Origin of the sequence: Vibrio sp. 10N.286.49.B3 (assembly GCF_002873395.1) — a bacterium.
GTDB lineage: Bacteria > Pseudomonadota > Gammaproteobacteria > Enterobacterales > Vibrionaceae > Vibrio.
On sequence record NZ_MCUV01000037.1, the window covers coordinates 1 to 20607 of the forward strand.

Genomic DNA, 20607 nt, shown 5'->3' on the forward strand with positions numbered 1-20607 from the left:
TCGAAGATAGTGGTCTTAGCGACGTAGCTCTAGATGATAGCAGTGCGGAACCGCAGAATGAATTACTCGATAATACAGATAGTGGTGTTGAAAAATCCGCTCTTGATGAGTCATCTTTCGAAACGTTAGATCTTGAGAGCTTGGAGCATGATAACAAAGCTTTTGATGATTTAGCTCCTGAGCCGTCAAATCTCGATGCAAGCCCATTAGAGAATAGTGTAGAAGATAGTAGCGCTGAACTGCTTGATGAGTCGCCGAAACAGGAAGCATCGCCATTATCAGCGGCAATCGAGAATGAGTTTGGTATTCCGCAAGATGAAGATTGGCAAATTGATGAATCAGACCTTCCTCATTATAACGAAGAAGATGCCCAATTCGATTTGCCTGATGCTGCAGAAATAGAAGCGCCACAAGCACCGGTTGCAGAAAATAATAAAGTTGAAATCGATGACTCTCAATTACCAGAATACAGTGAAGATGAAGCATTTGCAGAGAATGCGATTGAATCCTTACTAAGTGATGCTGGAGAGGCGTTGGGTGAGCAGGAGGTTGAGACTAACCATAATGATATCCAAGTTTCAGATTACAATGATCAAGATGCTTTACATGATTTATTCTCGTCTAATATAGAGAATGAAACGCCACTAGAGACGCCGATTTCGGAAGATAAGCCATCTGAAGATAAGACTTTTAATGAGTCAATTCAGCCTGATGCACAGCTAGACGATAGTGATAATGGTCAATTATCTTCCGCTGATATCATTGATGAGTTTGATGAGAAAACACTAAACACGTTACTTTCAGAGCCGGCAGAGGGAGAGTTTGCTCCTCCTCATCGCACTCATGCTTTCGATGGACAAGACATAGATAGTGCGGGTATGGATATTGATGCCATGCTTGATATGGGTGGCGAAGATTGGAATGGCTTTAGTTTATCGGATGAGCAAAAATCAACGATAGATAATGAGGTCCCAGAAGATGAGCAGTCTGCTTGGCTAGGGGGTGAAAAACCTGCGGAAGCGATTGTTCAAGCGGAAGATTGGGCGCAGCAAGCCGATTTTGAAAGCCAAAAAGAGCAATTTATGACTATCGATGAGTTGATGGCACAGGTTGAACTTGGGGAAGAGAAAGGCAACTTAGATGATGAAGAGTTAAATCTAGATGTTGGGCTTAACGAGTTCCCTGATGTTATCGGTAATGCCGATGGTGTGGATGTTGATAATAACGCTGAAGCCGCTGGAAAATTAGACCTAGCAAAGATTTATATGGAAATGAATGACAACACAGGCGCAATTAAATTGCTAGAAGCGGCAATAGTCGATGGCGATGATATGATTCGTCGTGAAGCGAAAAACTTAATCGATACTATTAATCGCGCTTAATCGTGGTTATTGTACTAGTAGGCAGTCATTTGGCTGCCTATTTTTTTGGTGAGGATAATTGAGGGATTAGAAATTTATCTCAATTGATATTATACTCCTCGCCCCATTTTCAAAGAGAACATGCACATGAATATTGCTTTAGGTATTGAGTATAATGGTACTCATTACTGTGGTTGGCAGCGTCAACGAGATGTAAAAAGCGTCCAAGAAGAGTTGGAAAAATCATTGGCGATTGTGGCTAACCACCCCGTTGAACTTCAATGTGCTGGACGCACAGACTCAGGCGTGCATGGAACCGGTCAAGTGGTTCACTTTGAAACTAACGTGACGCGTAAAATGGTAGCGTGGACGATAGGTGTTAATGCTAACCTACCGAAAGATATAACCGTTCGTTGGGCAAAAGAGGTGGAAGATGACTTTCATGCTCGTTTTAGTGCAACGGCTCGACGTTATCGCTATATTATCTATAATGACGATTTACGCCCAGGTATTTTATCGTCGGGGTTGAGTCATTATCATGGTGAGCTTGATGCTGAAAAAATGCACCAAGCGGGTCAATACTTACTTGGTGAGAACGACTTCACATCATTTAGAGCAACCCGTTGCCAATCAAATACACCATGGCGTAATGTTATACACCTAAATGTTTCTCGTCATGGTAAGTTTATCGTGATTGATATTAAGGCCAATGCTTTTGTCCACCATATGGTACGTAACATTACCGGTAGCCTTATTATGGTTGGACATGGGCAGCAAGAGCCTGAGTGGATTAAGTCGCTGTTAGAAGCTAAAGACAGAAAGCAAGCGGGTACAACAGCGAAAGCAGAAGGGTTGTACTTAATCGATGTCGATTACCCGGAACGATTTGATTTGCCAAAAGTACCATTAGGTCCATTATTTTTACCCGATGATTTAACTCAGTGGTAAAGTGCGATTAAAAAATACTCAGTTGTACTTGGTTGCATAACGCTTTAAAATAGGTACAACCAGTTTTTTATCTACACTTGCTGTTTATTATGGTTTAATCCTCAGATAGTTATTCGAATTTATATCTTTTGCAATGAGGCGAAAGAGTTGATAGAAAAGGTCTTCCATGAGTTGGCTTGAAAAGATTTTAGAAAAAAGCAATATCGTTACTTCTCGTAAAGCGTCTATTCCTGAAGGGGTGTGGACTAAATGTACGTCATGTGAACAGGTGCTTTATCATGCCGAATTAGTGCGCAACTTAGAAGTTTGCCCTAAGTGTGATCACCACATGCGTATGTCTTCTCGTCGTCGTTTAGAAACCTTCTTAGATGAGTCAAATCGAGTAGAGCTTGGCACCGAGTTTGAACCACAAGATAAATTGAAGTTCAAAGACTCTAAGCGTTACAAAGATCGTCTTTCTGCTGCTCAAAAAAATAGCGGTGAGAAAGATGCGTTGCTTGTAATGCAAGGTGAGTTACTTGGTATGCCTGTTGTTACTTGTGCTTTTGAGTTTAGCTTTATGGCAGGCTCGATGGGCTCTGTAGTTGGTGCTCGCTTTGTGAGTGCCGTTGATGCAGCGATTGAAAATAACTGTGGTTTAGTTTGTTTCTCCGCTAGTGGTGGCGCTCGTATGCAAGAGGCATTGATGTCTTTAATGCAGATGGCGAAAACCAGTGCAGCTTTAGAGCGTTTAACCGCGAAAGGGTTACCTTACATCTCAGTGATGACCGATCCAACCTTAGGTGGTGTTTCAGCGAGTCTATCGATGCTAGGCGATATCAATATTGGTGAGCCCAAAGCACTGATTGGTTTTGCAGGTCGTCGTGTTATTGAGCAAACAGTACGTGAAGACTTGCCAGAGGGCTTCCAACGTAGTGAGTTCTTACTAGAGCATGGTGCTATTGATATGATCGTTGATCGTCGCGATATGCGTCAGCGTATTGGAGGTTTATTAGCAAAAATGACCAACCATAGCTCACCTTTCGTTGTTTCTACTAACGATTCTCCAAATCAAGCCCCTTATGAAGTACCAGAAGCGGGTGAAAAAGGGTAAAGTATTCATTAACAGACCGCAAAATTAATGGTTACTAGTTAAATGAATCAACAACCTACTCCTCAAGCCACATCTTCTTTGCAAGTGTGGCTTGATTATTTATCTAATATTCACACCAGTGCTATCGATCTAGGTTTAGATCGTGTTCAGAAAGTCGCCGAACGCGGCAACCTAACCAAACCTGCGCCCTATATCATTACGGTCGCTGGGACAAACGGTAAAGGTTCTACTTGCGCACTGATGGAAGCAATTTTACTTGATGCTGGCTATTCTGTTGGTGTTTATAGTTCCCCACATCTTATTCGTTATAATGAGCGTGTCCGTATCAATGGACAGGAACTTGATGACGAAAAACATGCCCAAGCCTTTGCTTATATCGAACAATTACGTGCAGAAACCAGTTTAAGTTTATTTGAATATGGCACGTTAGCAGCCCTACGTTTATTTCAAACTGAAAAAGTGGATGTTGTTCTCCTTGAAGTCGGCTTAGGCGGAAGACTTGATGCGACCAATATTGTTGATCATGATATTTCCATTGTCACCAGTTTAGCCGTTGATCATGTTGATTGGCTAGGTGATGATATTAATGTGATTGGTTTTGAAAAGGCGGGTATCTATCGCTCTGGTCGTCCAGCCATTTGTGGTCAACCGAATCCTCCAGCAACCGTTGCCGCTCATGCTGATGATATCAACGCTGAATTTTATCAAGTCGGTATCCAATACACCTACCAACAAAGTGAAAATCATTGGCAATGGACAAGTGGCGCTTACCAACTTGATGATCTGCCTTTACCTCAATTGCCTTTGCCAAACGCTGCAACAGCTTTGATGGCGTTAGGGAGCTCAGAGCTTGAAATTAGTGATATTAATATTGTTAATGGTCTTAAAAAGGCGAGCTTACCAGGGCGAATGCAGAAAATTAATGATCAACCCACTATTATTTTAGATGTCGCGCATAATCCGCACTCAGCGAACTATCTTGTTGAGCAGATGCAAAAAAATTATAGCGGACAGCCAATTCACGTTGTTGTCGCTATGCTGCATGATAAAGATATCCAATCAACACTCGAAGTGATTGAGCCGATAGCCACACATTGGTATCCCGCTTCATTATCGGGACCAAGAGCAGCTTCTGCGCAAGAGTTGTGTGCATTTTTACCAGCAGGCTTAACTCAATATTCACAACCAGAAGCCGCATTTCAGGCAGCATTAAAGCAAGCTCAACCGAATGATATTATATTAGTGGTTGGTTCGTTTCATACCGTTGGTGATGTGTTAGCACACTGGCAAACTCAAGGAGCATAAATGGCGAGTAAATTTCAAAGTCGATTAGTCGGTACGATCATACTGGTCGCAGTCGGAGTGATTGTATTACCCGACCTACTCGATGGACAAAAACTGCATTACAAAGAAGATTTTGCCAGCATTCCGATCAAACCGGAGTTAAATAGTCAGGCAGAAACATTTGCAGTATTAGATCCGATAGAAGATGACATCAGTTTGCCAGAGTCTCCGGTGAATGTTGTTATTAATGAGGCTGAAAAATTTTCAGAGGCAAAGCCACTTGATGTTGTCATTACTCAACCGGTGGAAAAAAATGCCTACCAAGACAGTGCCTGGATTATTCAGTTGATGACGCTCAGTAATGCAGAAAATGCTGAAAAAGTGGTGGAAGATTTACGATCAAAAGGTTATCAAGCCCATACTAAGCAAAAAGGTACATTCACTCAGGTTATGGTTGGACCTGATGTATCAAAAACTAAGCTAGAAAGTCAAGTAATTGAACTGAAAAAAGATACTGGAGAAAAAGGCCAAATAATCAAATTTAGGCCATTAAATCCGTAAGAAAACGTTTGCGTAGCGCTTTTTTCTGTTAAAATGCGCGTCAACATAAGTGAAGAACTCATGAATTGGTTAGATTTTGTTATTTTAGGTGTGATCGGCTTTTCGGCTGTGATCAGTTTAGTCCGTGGTTTTGTTAAAGAAGCCTTGTCGTTAGTGATTTGGTTTGGTGCCTTTTTTATCTCCAGCCAGTATTACACCAAGCTCGCGGTGTACTTCAGTAATATTGAAGACGACATAGTGCGTAATGGAGCCGCAATCGCAGCATTATTTGTTGCAACATTGATAGTTGGTGCGGTGGTTAACTATGTTATCAGCCAACTAGTACAGAAAACAGGGTTGTCTGGAACCGACAGAATACTCGGTGTGGTCTTTGGCGGACTGCGTGGTATTTTGATTGTCGCAGCACTTCTCTTTTTTATCGATGCCTTTACGGCATTATCAAATTCAGAGTGGTGGAAAGAGTCTCAGTTAGTACCAGAATTTCAACTGGTCATTGAGCCTTTTTTCGAGCACTTAAAACAAACATCTAGTTTTTTATCTGGCGCGACATAGCGCCAGTAATTGTCGCAAATCGAGGATCAGGACATGTGTGGTATTGTTGGAATCGTGGGTAATTCGCCAGTAAACCAGTCTATTTATGACGCATTGACGGTTTTGCAGCATCGTGGGCAAGATGCTGCGGGTATTGTTACCATAGAAAGCAATCGTTTCCGTCTGCGTAAGGCGAACGGTTTAGTGAAAGATGTTTTCGCTGCTAAACACATGCAACGCTTACAAGGGAATGTTGGTATCGGTCATGTTCGTTACCCAACGGCTGGTAGTTCGAGTGCTTCAGAAGCGCAACCTTTTTATGTGAACTCGCCATTTGGTATCACGTTAGCCCACAACGGTAACTTAACCAACGCGAATGATATCCGTGAAAAGTTATTTGAAAAGGATCGTCGTCACCTAAATACCACTTCAGATTCAGAAGTATTATTGAATGTCCTAGCGCATGAGATTGATACTGTTAAAGGTAATGTTACCTCTGAAGATGTTTTTCGTGCTATCACTAATGTACACCGTGTGATCCGTGGTGCTTATGCGGTAACAGCGATGATTATCGGTCATGGTATGTTGGCTTTTCGTGACCCACATGGTATCCGTCCACTTTGCTTAGGTAAGCGTGAAGAAGGCGGAAGCACTGAATATATGGTGGCTTCTGAATCTGTTGCTCTTGATGCTGTTGGTTTTGATTTTGTTCGTGATGTTGCACCTGGTGAAGCGATTTATGTTGATTTCACAGGTCAGCTATTTACTAAGCAATGTGCAGATAACCCAAGCCTAACACCATGTATTTTTGAGTTCGTTTATTTTGCTCGTCCGGATTCATTCATTGATAAAATTTCAGTTTACAGTGCTCGTCTTGAGATGGGTAAAAAACTGGGTGAGCGCATCAAGAATGAATACCAAGAGTTGGACATTGACGTTGTTATTCCGATTCCTGAAACGTCGTGTGATATTGCTTTAGAAATCGCTCAAGCTATCGATAAGCCATATCGTCAAGGGTTTGTGAAGAACCGCTATGTTGGTCGTACTTTCATTATGCCAGGTCAGCAACAGCGTAAAAAGTCAGTACGTCGTAAACTGAATGCGATTCGTTCAGAGTTTAAAGATAAAAATGTACTATTAGTGGATGATTCGATTGTACGTGGCACAACCTCAGAGCAAATCATAGAAATGGCGCGTGATGCAGGAGCGAAGAAGGTCTACATGGTATCTGCCGCACCAGAAGTTCGTTTCCCGAATGTCTACGGTATTGATATGCCAAGTGCTAGTGAGCTTATTGCCCATGGACGTGATAACACGACGATCTGCAAAGCGATCGGTGCCGATGAGCTAATTTTCCAAACTATCGATGACTTAGTTACGGCAGTTGGCGCTGGTAATCCAGAGATAAAAGGCTTTGATGCCTCTGTCTTTAATGGTCAATATGTAACGGGTGATATCGATCAAAAATACCTCGATTTTCTCGACTCTTTACGCAGTGATGATGCCAAATTGCAGCGTGATATTCAGCAAGAACTCGTTAACTTAGAAATGCATAATGAAGGCGCTTAATTAGTCTGATTCATTAGCATGCGCTGAAATTCGCTTAGGTTAATAATGATAAAGCCTTCAAAGATGAAATGATCTATGGAGGCTTTTTTATGCTTGGCATCTGGGGTTAGATAAGCCAACTCGGTTTATTTATACGCGATGATGAAATCAATAAATAAACGCACTTTTTCCGGTAAGTGATCTTTGTGGTTGTATAACATGTACACATCACGAGAGTTAGCGCTCCAGTCCTCTAGGATTTGTACAAGTTTACCCTTATCAATTTGCTCACTGATCATCACGTCAGGCAATAGAGTGATCCCTAAACCCTCAGTACAAGCGTGGCGCACAACGTTGAGCGCATTGGCTTGAAAACGCCCTTTATCAGTATTGATCACAGCATCACCGTTTAAATTTGTCAGCTGCCATTTTAAGAGAGGGTGACCTTTAAGTAATGAGTGAGACGTTAATTCCTCAGCATGATTAGGGGTAGGGTTTGTCGCTAAATAATCAGGACTGGCAACAAGGATATCTTTAACGCTATTTATCTTACGAGCAATGAGACTTGAATCGCGTTGTGGTCCTACACGGAAAATGACATCCCATTCAGTTGGATCAAGTTGATCTGCTTGATTGGTCATGGTGAGTTCTAAATTAATATCAGGATATTGCACCATAAAAGCACTAAACATTGGCATCATCATGCGCTGGGTTAAATTGGAAGGTGCTGATATTTTTATTTTACCAGAAGCGCCACGGCACTCATCCGTTAATTCTTCTGTGGTAGAAGATAAACGCTGTAACAATGGTGAACACTCATTAAAGAACCGTTCCCCAGCTTCTGTCAGTGATAGCTTTCGAGCATGGCGATTCAATAGCCTGAGATTTAACGCATCTTCAAGCGCTTGTATGCGTCGAGTTATTGTTGCTACTGGAATCATCGTTTTGCGAGAGGTCGCAGTATAACTACCATTTTCGACAACTAGCCGAAAAAGATTTAAATCATCTAATTTCATAATAGAGTCACATTTTACCATTTGGTGTAGTGTATAGTATATTTACTACGTTTAGTCAGTGATATCAGAATTTAGTAGTGAATCGTAATGAAACTAAGTGCGTATTCATTGAAAATTACTACCGTAAATAAGTTGTAAAAGTAACATTAGCTAACTATTTTTGAGTAAGTATAGAGCGAAAATAACTATAAAAGTATTGTTACTTTACCATAAGTATTGTGAGGGAAAGCTTATGTACAACACTCACAGTCAGTCGGTGAGAAATTTGAAATTAGAAACGGCTAGGAAAAGATCCATTTTATTAGTGGATGATGATCCGATATTTCGAAACATGATTACGTCAGTATTAAGAGTTCAAGGCTATGACGTTATTGAAGCAGAGCACGGTTTAGACGGTCTGGCGAAATTACGCACATCAGATCCAGATATCGTACTGTGTGACTTATCTATGCCTGTACTCAACGGTATCGAGTTTGTCGAGGAGGCTAGCCTCCAGTACCCATATTTACCTTTGATTGTTGTGTCAGCCACAGAAGATATGTCACAGGTAGCAAAAGCATTGCGCTTAGGGATTAAAGATTTTCTTCCTAAGCCTATATCTGACTTTAACTATTTAGATTGTGCGATAAAAAATACTCTAAAAGAAGCAGAGCATCATCTTGCTGATCAACGAGATTTTTCAAGCCAATGGTTTAATGTCGAAGAGGGTGGTGAGTTACCAGAAGAACAAGAGTTACACTGGCATTTAGATTACTTACAAGACAATCCAGAGATGGCAAAAGAGCTCTTGTCTGCACTATTGCCTGAGAAAGAGGCCTATCAGGGTAGTTGGAAGTGCAGCTATCGTTTGTTGCAATCAGCGGATAATATGCCGATTGTTTTTGACTATTCATGGTTAATCAATGGTCAACTTGCCTTTTACCTTGTCGATTCAGCCTCTACAGTTGATGGCGATGGAACGGCGACAACCCTACTAATTCGAGCGTTATTTGATGACTATATCCGTAATCTAAAATACTTAACGCCAGATTTAAAACAGTTAGCGGAAGTGGTTGAGCGCGGTATAGACTGTTCGGATTCTGCAGTACCGATTGATGCATTATTTGGTGTGGCTGACTTTACCTCAGGTAGTGTCTCTATTTTGCCAGCAGGTTTAAAGTCAACTTGGTTAACTGCTGTGAAAAACCAGCATATTGCAGCAGGTTCACGATTAGGACAGCAGTGCATTAAAAACTTTATGACTCAAGAGTTGGATTTGCGTTCGGGAGGGCAAGTTATCATGAATCAAGTAGAGGGCTCTCGCTTTAGCCTTGAGATAACCAATACCACCCTTATCATTTAGCTATAACCCTTCTGTTTACTTCTAGCGGTGGTGTAAATACGTGCATCGCCGGTGTATCTAAAATTGAATCAAATTTATTATAATGTTAACTTCCTTTGTCTGGTGACTTCAACGTTGCTTACTGACTTGGTTCATTTGACTAACAGTTTGTAAGTTCGTGAGTTGGTGGTTGCTGAGAGCGAAGAAAATCACTAACATTACCCCTATCTTTACCTACTATAGTGTAGGTATTCAATTAAGCAGCAAGAATGCGGTTAGCTTGGCTATACTTGCGAAATGCTCAAAGTGCCTATTTATTTTCAACTGCCCGCAAAATGGGAGCACAGGAAAGTGATAGAGCCATCTAAGTAATTAATTATTATGACTACAGAAACTATCTCATTGATCAAATCAAGCATCAAAAGCATTCCAGATTACCCAAAGGCTGGTATCCTTTTTCGTGATGTTACCAGCTTAATGGAAGATCCAGCGGCTTACCGCGCTACGATTCAGTTGCTCGTTGAACAGTATAAAGACATGGGACTGAATAAAATTGTCGGTACAGAAGCACGTGGTTTTTTATTTGGTGCTCCTTTGGCTCTTGAGTTAGGTGTTGGTTTTGTTCCTGTTCGTAAGCCTGGCAAGCTACCACGCCCAACGATTGCTCAAGATTATGAATTAGAATACGGTACTGATACGTTAGAAATTCACACTGATGCGATTGAAGCGGGTGACAAAGTATTGATGGTTGATGACCTATTAGCGACCGGTGGTACAATTGAAGCAACCACGAAACTTATCCGCCAATTGGGTGGTGAGGTTGAACACGCTGCATTTGTGATTAATTTGCCAGAAATTGGTGGTGAAAAACGCTTACAAGCATTGGATTTAACTGTATACAGCATCTGTGAATTTGAAGGTCACTAATCCTGTGCTTTTTTCTCATTATTTGCTGGTTGGAATTTCTTTATGAGTTACCTTGCTTTAGCTCGAAAATGGCGACCAATAAAGTTTAATCAAGTCGTTGGTCAGGCACATGTTCTGACTGCGCTTGAGAATGCTTTAGGTCAAAATCGTTTACATCATGCTTATCTTTTTAGTGGCACTCGCGGGGTTGGTAAAACTTCGATTGGCCGCTTATTTGCAAAAGGTCTAAATTGCGAGACGGGCATTACCGCTACGCCTTGTGGTGAGTGTACGACTTGTCGAGAAATCGATGAGGGTCGCTTTGTTGATCTACTTGAAATCGATGCAGCCTCTAGAACCAAAGTTGAAGATACGCGTGAGTTATTAGACAACGTTCAATACAAGCCTGCTCGTGGCCGTTTTAAAGTCTATTTGATTGATGAAGTCCACATGCTTTCAAGGCACAGTTTTAATGCGTTATTGAAAACGCTTGAAGAGCCGCCAGAATATGTGAAGTTTTTATTAGCGACGACCGATCCTCAAAAACTGCCGGTGACGATCTTATCACGTTGCTTACAGTTTCATTTGAAGCCGATCAGTGTTGATGATATTCATCAGCAGCTTGAAGATATTTTAAAGCAAGAGCATATTTTAGCCGAAGCAAGAGCGTTAGGGATGATTTCTCACGCTGCTGATGGCAGTATGCGTGATGCGCTAAGTTTAACCGATCAGGCTATCGCTCTAGGTAATGGTGAAGTGAGGGCTGACCTGGTTTCTCATATGTTAGGTACGCTCGATACTGATCAAGCGATTCACCTATTAGAAGCGATTAGCAGTAAGCAGCCTCAAACTGCGATGGATAGTTTGCAGACACTTGCGCAAAATGGCGTTGAGTGGGATGGGTTGTTACAACAATTAGCCACTCAACTTCATCGCTTAGCTATGTATCAAGCGCTACCGGCAACACTGGATAAATCTCAACCAGATGCTGAAAAGATTGAGTTGTTGAGTACAGCGCTATCACCACAAGATATTCAGTTGTACTATCAAATTGTGTTAAAAGGCCGTAGTGATCTGGCACTATCTCCAACGGCACGCCTTGGCGTCGAGATGATAGTATTACGCATGATGGCTTTTCGCCCAGCAGTCAATGCTGGAGCGCAAGTGATTTCGGTTGAGCAAAGTGCTGCACAGCCTACGATGAATGTGAATAGTGTACCAGTTAACGCTCCAAGCCAGCCTCAGAGCGTAGCGACGACACCAGCGCCTGTAGAGCAAGCAAGAATACCTAGTCGCCAAGCGACACCACCAACGGCTCCTTCTTCGGCACCGCAGCAACAGGTTGCTCCAATGCCGCCTCAGTACGATGAAAGGAATGCACCACCTCCATCATACTCAGCAGCAGACTACCATGATAATGGTCAACCGCCTTACCAGAGTGAAGCCGCACCTGCTGCGCCATCTGAGAATAAACCTGCTACGCTAAATAGAAGCGCACCAGCATCTCCAGTGAGTGGTTTACGTCACCAACTGCGCTCGCAGCGTAATAGCTCAAGCCAAAGTGCTTCGGGTCAAGGCGCTTCACCTCAGGGTGGTAGTGCACCAAAAAAAGCTAATGCGGCATCTGCAAAAACGTCAGTTATTGAACGTGTTGCACAAAAGCACTCGGGTTCTGCGCCGGTGTCGCCAATGGCTTCTAATTCTGAAAAAGTCGATGCAGATGATGCTTATCGCTGGCGTCCCTCTCAACCTGTCGTAAAACAGGAAAAGAGTAACGAGTTGACACCAACGCAGATAAAACAAGCACTTGAGCATGTTAAGACACCAGAAATGGCGGAGATTTTGCTTCAAGAGTCGGTTAAGTCAGATGCATGGTCTGCGATGATAACGCAACTAAATACTGGTAAGTTAGTTGAGCAGTTAGCATTGAACTCAGTGTTTAAGCAAGATGGTAATGCCATTGAATTGATGCTGAGAACAGAGCACAAACACTTAAATACCGATAGAGCACAGAGTGATTTATTGGCCGCTTTAAACCACCATTTAGGTCAAGAATGTTATTTGACAGTGACCTTAGGTGAAGACGGTGAAACACCGCTAGAGTTGCGAGAAAAGATTTATCAAGGCAAGTTACAGTCAGCTTTCACTAGTTTGGAAAGTGACAGTAATGTTCAATTTTTAGAGCGTCGCTTTGCTGCGGTTTTAGACCGTGATAGTGTGCGTCCTATTTAATCGTAGAGTGAGGGTTGAATCATTGTTTTTCGCCCCCATTTATTTAAGAACAACCCAATAAAACCAGAGAGATTAACATGTTTGGTAAAGGCGGTATGGGCAACTTAATGAAGCAAGCCCAGCAAATGCAAGATCGTATGCAAAAACTTCAAGAAGAAATTGCAGCAATGGAAATCACTGGCGAGTCTGGTGCTGGCCTTGTAAAAGTGACCATCACAGGTAGTCACAGTGTTCGTCGTGTAGAAATCGATGAAAGCTTAATGGAAGATGACAAAGAGATGCTAGAAGACTTGATCGCAGCAGCGTTCAACGATGCTTCTCGTCGTGTTGAAGAAACTCAAAAAGAAAAAATGGGTTCAGTAACTGGCGGTATGCAATTACCACCAGGTATGAAAATGCCATTTTAAGAGTAGCTAAATAAATAATGCGTACTAGCCATATGCTGGAGCATTTGATGGAGGCCTTACGTTGTCTACCTGGGGTTGGCCCCAAGTCGGCGCAGCGTATGGTCTTTCATTTGTTACAGCGAGACAGAAAAGGTGGATTACAGTTAGCCGAAGCGCTATCTCAAGCAATGACTGATATCGGTCACTGTGTTGAATGTAGAACCTTTACTGAAGAAGAAACGTGTCACATCTGTACCAATCCAAAGCGCCAAGAAAATGGTCAATTATGTGTTGTAGAAAGCCCTGGAGATATTGCAGCGGTTGAAGCAACAGGTCAGTATTCTGGTCGTTACTTTGTGTTAATGGGGCACTTATCACCACTCGATGGTATTGGTCCTAGCGACATTGGCTTAGATGTATTAGATTTTCGCTTACAGCGTGGGGATGTTTCAGAGGTTATTCTGGCAACTAACCCAACGGTGGAGGGGGAAGCAACAGCACACTATATCGCCGAGCTATGTCATGCTCATGAGGTTAGTGTTAGCCGTATTGCTCATGGTGTGCCCGTGGGTGGCGAGCTAGAGTTTGTTGATGGGACGACGTTATCCCACTCATTATTAGGCCGTCAAAAGCTATAATCTTATTTTTTAAAGCCGTAATTACCTTGATGTGATTACGGCTTTTTTATTGATATTAAGTTAAACGCTCAAGCTCAATAATGTTATCAAGTGCCTGTTGATTACTGGTGCCACACACATCAGGGCAGGCTTTAAAGTCATGGCAAACCTGTGGGCGTTCAGGTTTACCAAATAGCTTACATAGGTTCTCTTCATTTAACTGGATACAACGTACCCCTGCAGGTTTACCTTTCTCCATACCCGGAATAGAAGAGGAGATACTTGGTGCGATGCAGCAAGCTCCGCAGTGTAGACGACAATCCATCAGAAAACCTCAATGACAATTTTTGGGCGGCGATCATACCAGAAATTGCGCCGATGGATAATAGAATCGAACGATTTTTCTGCTTGCACTTTGCCAGCGAGAACGGTATAAAACGCATCCATTTCATTAGCAAAGACGTAATCTTATGACCACTCAATTTTGGCAAGAAAAAGCACTCGAACAAATGACGGAACAAGAGTGGGAGTCGCTTTGTGATGGCTGTGGAAAATGCTGCCTGCATAAGTTAATGGATGAAGATAGTGATGATGTGTACTACACCAATGTCGCTTGTAGCCTACTGAATGATAAGACATGTTCATGTAAAGACTACCCAAATCGTTTTAAATCTGGTGAAGAGTGTCTAAAGCTAACGCGTGATAAAATTCATGAGTTTAATTGGCTACCAGAAACGTGTTCTTACCGTGTATTATCAGAAGGTAAGCCGCTACCAGAATGGCACCCGCTAATTACGGGCTCTAAATCTGAAATGCATGCTGCAGGTGAAAGTGTGCGTAATAAAGTGGTGTATGAGATTGATGTTATCGATTGGGAAGATCACATACTTAACCACCCAAATCGTTGATTTAAATGCAAAAAGGCTAGATCATGATTTTAATGATAAGATCATAGACTAGCCTTTTTTGTCTCTATTGGTTAATAAAGCAATTAATTTTTGCGATATACGCGCAGCATGAAATCAGCTTCACAGTCAAATGATTCACTTGCTGCTAATGTTGAACGGAATTCATCTGTCGCTTTCCATGCAAAAGGCGTCATCTGTAATAGGTCAACTGCGCTACTACCAGTCAGTGACATGGTGTAGTTGAGCTTTTCTTCATGCTCTAGTGTAAAACCTGCAATCTCTTCTGCTTCCTTAGGGTGAAGCCTTACACCATCATAAATCCCATCACGTAATTGATATAGGTGACGAGCTGCAGGTGTTACCGTAATCACGACACCATTGTCGCTAATACAGCGTTGTAACTCTTCTGCTTTACAAGGCGCATAGATACGTAAAATGCCATCTAGTGCATTATTAGCGAAGGGTAAGCGGTGACTTGATGCAACGCAAAATAAACTGCTAGGGTAGCGCTTTGCGGCGTATCGAATCGCAACTTTAGAGATGTCTAAGCCAAAGACTCGAGCTTGACTTGACTGTTCTGAGAGGTGCTGCGCCACTTGGTCAGTGTAATAACCTTCACCACACCCGATGTCCAGTAACTGATGTCCACTCTCTTTTAGGTACTGTTGGCAAAGTGCAGCTACAGCCTGACGCATAGGATCGTAGTGGTTGCCCTCTAAAAATCGACGTCTTGCCTGCATCATTTCTTTATTATCACCAGGATCTTTTGAGCGTTTGTGGTGAGCAGGCATTAGGTTAACGTAACCTTCTTTTGCGAGATCAAACTGATGATTATTGTTACATTGAAATGTACGATCATTCAATTGTAAAGCCTGATGACAAAGCGGACATTGGTAAGCCATAAAGATACCTTGCGATAAAAGTCGAGGAAATAGTTTGGCGCAAGTGTAACGACAATGAATCGATAATTCAAAAAAATAGGCAACCAATAAAATTAGTTACCTTATTTAGAGTATTGATTTTTGATAGGGCAACTACTTAGCGGATAAAACCGTAATTAATTGATGGCTTTCACCAGGCTGTAGAGTTTTACCAGATTCGATGCAAGGTGCATGTAGAGCTGATTCGACACATAACATCGTTTGATAGCCATTATTATCCATATCAGCCATCGCTTCTGCACCTTCAGCCCATGGGTTCCAAATAACGGCTGAGTTATGGCCTGCATTGGTAATCTGCAATGTGCGATTTAGTTGTTTATCTTTGACTTCAACCGTTGCTGCTGGCTGGGTGTAAACGCGATCCACAACTTGATTAATAGTCAGGGTTTCCTCACCGTTGCACGCTTTTCCTGATTGCAAATTATCAAGGTAAGCACTACCCATACCTGTTGTTTCAACATCAGCGATATTCGCGATATTAAGGTAAGTATGTAAAGCACCAGAAAAAGACCATGGCGTAGTATCGGTATTGGTCACTTCTAGCGTTACGGTTAACTGACTTGAAATTTCGATATTGAGTCGAGCTGCAAATTGATGAGGCCATAGAGCAAGGGTTTGTTCACTAGGGTTAAGTCCCAAGCTCACAATGACGCCATGATCATTTTCTTTATGCTCAAGAATTTCCCACTGGCTTGTGCGTGCAAAACCATGAGCGGGTGCCGCAATGCGACCAAACCATGGCCAACAGATAGGAATACCACCACGAAAAGCGGCTTTACCATCAAAGATTGCACTTTTGCTCATCCAGATCAGATCAGCTTGATCATTCGGCTTAAATGAAACCACGTGACCACCATGTAAGGAGATACCAGCGGTCGCTTTTTCATGAATGACACGAATGATTTTAACGCCATCTTTTTCAACAATGGTGACGTTATCTGAAAGTACCGCTAGGGCAGGGAGTAAATGTAAATCCATAAACACGTTCCTTTTACACAAATTTCAGATACAAAAAAGGCGACAATTAAGTCGCCTTTCATACTTAAAAGATTCAATAACCTTTTAAGCTAGCTTTCAAAGAAAGTCTAAACTAATGCTTACTTAGATACGTGAGCGATTAGGTCTAGAACTTTGTTTGAGTAACCGATTTCGTTGTCGTACCAAGATACAACTTTAACGAATTTGTCAGTTAGTGATAGACCAGCTTTAGCATCAAATACAGAAGTTTGAACTTCACCGATGAAATCTTGAGAAACAACAGCGTCTTCAGTGTAACCTAGAACGCCAGCCATTTCGTTTTCTGAAGCACGCTTCATTTCAGCACAGATTTCTTCGTATGTAGCAGCAGTTTTAAGGTTAACAGTTAAGTCAACAACAGAAACGTTAGCAGTTGGTACACGGAAAGCCATACCAGTTAGAAGACCGTTAAGAGCAGGAATTACTTTACCTACAGCTTTAGCAGCACCAGTTGAAGATGGGATGATGTTTTGAGAAGCACCACGGCCACCGCGCCAATCTTTAGCAGAAGGACCATCTACAGTTTTTTGAGTTGCTGTAGTAGCGTGAACTGTAGTCATAAGACCAGACTCGATACCGAACTTGTCGTTAAGTACTTTAGCCATAGGCGCTAGACAGTTAGTTGTACAAGAAGCGTTAGAAACGATATCTTGACCAGCGTACTCAGCGAAGTTTACACCGTTAACGAACATTGGAACATCGCCAGAAGGACCAGTAAGAACAACTTTCTTAGCACCAGCAGTGATGTGCTTACGTGCAGTCTCGTCAGTTAGGAAAAGACCAGTTGCTTCAGCTACAACGTCAACGTTGATAGCATCCCACTTTAGTTCTTCTGGGTTGCGTTCAGCAGTAACACGTACAGTCTTACCGTTAACGATTAGGTTACCACCTTCAACTTCAACAGTACCGTTGAAACGGCCGTGAGTTGAATCGTACTTAAGCATGTATGCCATGTACTCAACATCGATTAGATCGTTAATACCAACAACTTCGATGTCAGCACGTTCTTGTGCTGCGCGGAATACGAAACGGCCGATACGGCCAAAACCGTTAATACCTACTTTGATAGTCATTATGTTGCTCCACAACTTAATTTTTGATTAAAGATAACTGGTAGTAAAATTACAGAATCTATTACGCCTCTGCAATAGGTAATGCTTCTTAATTTGTTCAAAGTCAAAAAAAAGGATTATTTTTAATAACAATAGTCATTAAGTGCCTGTTATTTGAGCTTAGTTACCAAGAAAAGCGCACCATTATAGAGTGGTATCTCTTAAATGGTAAAATACTTTCTAATTTTACCGAGACAATATTACACAAAAATAAAGAATGTGCTACAAACATAGTGAAATGAAAAGTTTCTTGGCGTAATTTGTAAGTACATTGTTCGATAAGTGTTTGTGAAAGCGAGATAGATAAAAGTGGGGTATAGAAATGGCATCAGAACAAGATTGGTTAAAGAAACTTTCACAGGAAGAGTACCGAGTATGTCGGCAGCAAGGTACAGAAACTCCATTTTCTGGTAAACTTTTGTTTAATAAGGAAATTGGTGTTTATTCTTGTACCTGTTGCCAAGCGGAGTTATTTAGTTCTGATAATAAATATGATTCTGGTTGCGGTTGGCCAAGCTTTGATGCCCCGATTCATAACGAAGCAATTCGCTATTTAGAGGATGTAAGTCATGGCATGAAACGTATTGAAATTCGCTGTGCTGCATGTGACAGTCATCTTGGGCATGTTTTTCCTGATGGACCTAAAACCACGGGAGAAAGATTTTGTGTTAACTCTGTGTCGTTAGTTTTCAACAAATGAATGAAAATAAAGTAAAATTTGTTATTTTATTTCATCTTTTTGAAAAAGCTCTGGGCTAAATGTTCCTTTTTTTATCGAAACGGCCAGTGATGCCGCTAATTTATCCAGTCGCTCAAATTCCTCCTGTTTAAATGGAAAGAGCAAGGCTAAATGTTTTTTCGATGCGATAGAAACATCAAAATATTGACCAATCATTGTCCATAAATAGGCATCTTGATAACGCTTTAAGCTATGGTTTGTGCTGGCTAAGGCTTTTAAAGCTTGCGTATTGACCGGCATTTTTTGATCTAAGGCGATAGAGTTCATTAATAACTTGACCGATTTCTCAGGATCCCTCTTAGTATAATAGGTGGCCAAGGCGTATTGCAGTTCAGCAGTATTAAGCTCAGGGGTATTTTCTAATTGTAAAAAGCGACGCTGAGCTTGTTTGTCGCCAGTTTGAGTCCAAAGAAAATAGAGTGTTTCTGGTTCTGTTGAGGGTTCTAATTCTTTTTTAATACGATCTAAAGCGTTAATACTGTGCATGAGCGCACTGACTCGTTGCTTTTTCAGTTCAGCTTGATCGATTAGGGTAATTTGCGCGGCTAATTCTAAGCATTGACGATATTTAGACGTTAAATGATACTCTTGGATTTTATTTGCATCACTAGGCGTTTTTAATTCCTCATAGCGATGCCAAATTAGCTCTGTGCGATCGTGTCGGCATTGACCGTCATTTATGTTTAATCGATCACACTGTAGCTCTGCATTGTTTTCACACAGTTGATTCGTCGTTCTGTTCCCTTCTAGACACCCAGTTAAGCTTAAAGAAAGAAAGACAATGATAGAGGGAAGTTTACTATTTTTCATTATATTTAGGCAAGGATACCTCTTGCTTTAGCGGGAGGAGGAATTGCTTGCTCTCTCCATTTTTTGAATTAATGTTGTGGTTCGAGCTGAAACTCGAACAGCGTTTTTCTTAACGTTTGCACTAGCATGAACTCTCTCTCCTGTAATAGTTTCAAGCGCAAAGTAGCCTGAGCTTCGCTTGCCTTTTACAAAACCATTCCCTTGCGGAGTAGAGATGAAGTCATGCTTTTTAAATCCAAACAGCTTACCTACTGGCATCCGCTTTTCAGATCGTGATCCTTTAGTGAGCTGATAATCACCTTTTGATACATGCCTTTTAAAGAAAATAAAATCATTTTGCTTGGCGAGTTCACCATCTTCTAAGCAGATCGCAACCGCATCGTAAAAATGCTCTTTTGGTAAACCTAAAATCTGCTCACGCTTAAATTTAGTCTCGTAGCCGAACGTTTCTGTGAATTGCCATTCTTTCTTTAGTCGAGACTTAATTATGCCGATCTCGGTGGCATGTTTAGTACGGGACTTCTTCGCTTTTAATTCGAACTTTCCAGCATGTAAATCAGCATGACAAGTTTCACACAAGGTAATGAGATTGGTTGGTGTATCCGTTCCACCGTCCGTTCTAAATTGAATGTGATGAACGTGCAGTTTATTACTGTGCTTACCTTTACGCCCAGATTTACACTTATACCCATCTCGATGTAGCACGAACGCCTTTACGTTATAAAAATCTTTTTGTGCCCCATTTTGATAACCTTTGCCTTTTACTTCTGGGTTTGTGATCTTGTGAATATCGAAACTTGCTGTCTCAACTTTCCACTCACTTATTGGCATGATAGATTCAACAAAATTCCTTTCTCTCAGGTGAGACTCAAGCTTAGATTTTAAACTAGGCGCTAACCTTCCGGTCGCTCGCATTGATGCCCTGTTCGCCCATCGTGCAGGACGATAACGGCACTTGCGTCCACGCCTGTTTCTGCGGTACATCGCTCGCTGCTCCATTTTCTTGGATACATCTTGACGTAACGCTACTTGGCTTTGGTAAACTACTTTGCCGAGTCCGACAACGGCACACCCGACAGTTTTACTGCCCGTGTCCATACCTGCAACAAGCTTTTGCTTGTAGCCTGAACTACCGCCAATAAGCTTGATGGTGAAAGGTGTTCGCTTTACCACTTTTGCATCACCACGCTTGAGTAAAACTCTCGCTTTCTGCGGTTTGCATGGCATCAGTGGAACACCATTTTTGTTTAGTACAAACACGAACATTGCGTGTTTC

The 20607-nt window shown here is 41.8% G+C and carries 21 protein-coding genes; 14 read left to right on the forward strand and 7 right to left on the reverse strand.

The genetic code is table 11. The annotated features are described in order from the left end of the window. The 7 genes from BCU68_RS13925 to purF form a co-directional block, all read left to right on the forward strand. Window positions 1-1382: FimV/HubP family polar landmark protein (locus BCU68_RS13925; RefSeq protein ID WP_277868786.1), on the forward strand; the 1382-nt coding region annotated here is incomplete at its 5' end. Window positions 1383-1508: 126 nt separating this feature from the next. Continuing rightward, complete coding sequence (gene truA, locus BCU68_RS13930) at window positions 1509-2309, forward strand: tRNA pseudouridine(38-40) synthase TruA (RefSeq protein ID WP_102565362.1); 801 nt, start codon at window positions 1509-1511, stop codon at window positions 2307-2309. A gap of 166 nt (window positions 2310-2475) precedes the next feature. Next, window positions 2476-3402, forward strand: coding sequence for an acetyl-CoA carboxylase, carboxyltransferase subunit beta (gene accD / locus BCU68_RS13935; protein ID WP_102565363.1), 927 nt, complete (start codon window positions 2476-2478; stop codon window positions 3400-3402). 42 nt (window positions 3403-3444) lie between these two features. Next, the gene (gene folC / locus BCU68_RS13940) at window positions 3445-4707 is read left to right on the forward strand and encodes a bifunctional tetrahydrofolate synthase/dihydrofolate synthase (protein ID WP_102565364.1); all 1263 of its coding nucleotides are present in this window, start codon (window positions 3445-3447) and stop codon (window positions 4705-4707) included. Beyond that, window positions 4708-5247 (forward strand): SPOR domain-containing protein, encoded by a 540-nt coding sequence (locus BCU68_RS13945; RefSeq protein ID WP_102565365.1) that lies wholly within the window; start codon window positions 4708-4710, stop codon window positions 5245-5247. Between the two features lie 60 nt (window positions 5248-5307). Further along, a complete protein-coding gene (locus BCU68_RS13950) occupies window positions 5308-5799 on the forward strand; it encodes a CvpA family protein (protein ID WP_102565366.1) in 492 nt (163 codons plus the stop codon). Window positions 5800-5832: 33 nt separating this feature from the next. Then, window positions 5833-7347, forward strand: coding sequence for an amidophosphoribosyltransferase (gene purF / locus BCU68_RS13955; protein WP_102565367.1), 1515 nt, complete (start codon window positions 5833-5835; stop codon window positions 7345-7347). Window positions 7348-7472: 125 nt separating this feature from the next. Here purF and BCU68_RS13960 read toward each other — a convergent pair whose 3' ends face one another. Continuing rightward, on the reverse strand, window positions 7473-8342 hold the full coding sequence (locus BCU68_RS13960; RefSeq protein WP_102565368.1) for a LysR family transcriptional regulator: 870 nt from the start codon (window positions 8340-8342) through the stop codon (window positions 7473-7475). Between the two features lie 232 nt (window positions 8343-8574). Here BCU68_RS13960 and BCU68_RS13965 point away from each other — a divergent pair, with 232 nt between their 5' ends. The 5 genes from BCU68_RS13965 to recR all read left to right on the forward strand — a co-directional run bounded on the left by BCU68_RS13965 (window position 8575) and on the right by recR (window position 13825). Then, window positions 8575-9684, forward strand: coding sequence for a response regulator (locus BCU68_RS13965; RefSeq protein ID WP_102565369.1), 1110 nt, complete (start codon window positions 8575-8577; stop codon window positions 9682-9684). 360 nt (window positions 9685-10044) lie between these two features. Continuing rightward, window positions 10045-10590 (forward strand): adenine phosphoribosyltransferase, encoded by a 546-nt coding sequence (apt, locus tag BCU68_RS13970; protein ID WP_102565370.1) that lies wholly within the window; start codon window positions 10045-10047, stop codon window positions 10588-10590. Window positions 10591-10632: 42 nt separating this feature from the next. After that, entirely contained in the window at window positions 10633-12801 is a 2169-nt protein-coding gene (gene dnaX, locus BCU68_RS13975; protein ID WP_102565371.1) for a DNA polymerase III subunit gamma/tau, read from the forward strand. A gap of 77 nt (window positions 12802-12878) precedes the next feature. After that, window positions 12879-13208 carry a YbaB/EbfC family nucleoid-associated protein gene (locus tag BCU68_RS13980; protein ID WP_102565372.1) on the forward strand — a complete coding sequence of 110 codons (330 nt, stop codon included), beginning with the start codon at window positions 12879-12881 and terminating at the stop codon, window positions 13206-13208. A 17-nt stretch (window positions 13209-13225) separates the two neighbouring features. Then, a complete protein-coding gene (gene recR, locus BCU68_RS13985) occupies window positions 13226-13825 on the forward strand; it encodes a recombination mediator RecR (protein WP_102565373.1) in 600 nt (199 codons plus the stop codon). Between the two features lie 55 nt (window positions 13826-13880). On the opposite strand, the gene BCU68_RS13990 is transcribed toward recR, so the two are convergent. Then, window positions 13881-14129, reverse strand: a complete 249-nt coding sequence (locus BCU68_RS13990) for a YkgJ family cysteine cluster protein (protein ID WP_102565374.1) — start codon at window positions 14127-14129, stop codon at window positions 13881-13883. Between the two features lie 145 nt (window positions 14130-14274). On the opposite strand from BCU68_RS13990, the gene BCU68_RS13995 reads away from it, so the two are divergent. After that, window positions 14275-14712 (forward strand): YcgN family cysteine cluster protein, encoded by a 438-nt coding sequence (locus tag BCU68_RS13995; protein ID WP_102565375.1) that lies wholly within the window; start codon window positions 14275-14277, stop codon window positions 14710-14712. Window positions 14713-14795: 83 nt separating this feature from the next. On the opposite strand, the gene rlmA is transcribed toward BCU68_RS13995, so the two are convergent. From rlmA to gap, 3 genes are all read right to left on the reverse strand, one after another. Then, on the reverse strand, window positions 14796-15614 hold the full coding sequence (gene rlmA, locus BCU68_RS14000) for a 23S rRNA (guanine(745)-N(1))-methyltransferase (RefSeq protein ID WP_102565376.1): 819 nt from the start codon (window positions 15612-15614) through the stop codon (window positions 14796-14798). Window positions 15615-15746: 132 nt separating this feature from the next. Continuing rightward, complete coding sequence (locus BCU68_RS14005; protein ID WP_102565377.1) at window positions 15747-16631, reverse strand: D-hexose-6-phosphate mutarotase; 885 nt, start codon at window positions 16629-16631, stop codon at window positions 15747-15749. A gap of 119 nt (window positions 16632-16750) precedes the next feature. Continuing rightward, window positions 16751-17743 (reverse strand): type I glyceraldehyde-3-phosphate dehydrogenase, encoded by a 993-nt coding sequence (gene gap, locus BCU68_RS14010; RefSeq protein WP_102565378.1) that lies wholly within the window; start codon window positions 17741-17743, stop codon window positions 16751-16753. 361 nt (window positions 17744-18104) lie between these two features. On the opposite strand from gap, the gene msrB reads away from it, so the two are divergent. Beyond that, a complete protein-coding gene (gene msrB, locus BCU68_RS14015) occupies window positions 18105-18482 on the forward strand; it encodes a peptide-methionine (R)-S-oxide reductase MsrB (protein WP_102565379.1) in 378 nt (125 codons plus the stop codon). A 21-nt stretch (window positions 18483-18503) separates the two neighbouring features. On the opposite strand, the gene BCU68_RS14020 is transcribed toward msrB, so the two are convergent. Next, window positions 18504-19331, reverse strand: coding sequence for a DUF2989 domain-containing protein (locus tag BCU68_RS14020; RefSeq protein WP_102565380.1), 828 nt, complete (start codon window positions 19329-19331; stop codon window positions 18504-18506). A 27-nt stretch (window positions 19332-19358) separates the two neighbouring features. Next, window positions 19359-20597 carry an RNA-guided endonuclease IscB gene (gene iscB / locus BCU68_RS14025; protein ID WP_102565381.1) on the reverse strand — a complete coding sequence of 413 codons (1239 nt, stop codon included), beginning with the start codon at window positions 20595-20597 and terminating at the stop codon, window positions 19359-19361. Between the last annotated feature and the right edge of the window lie 10 nt (window positions 20598-20607).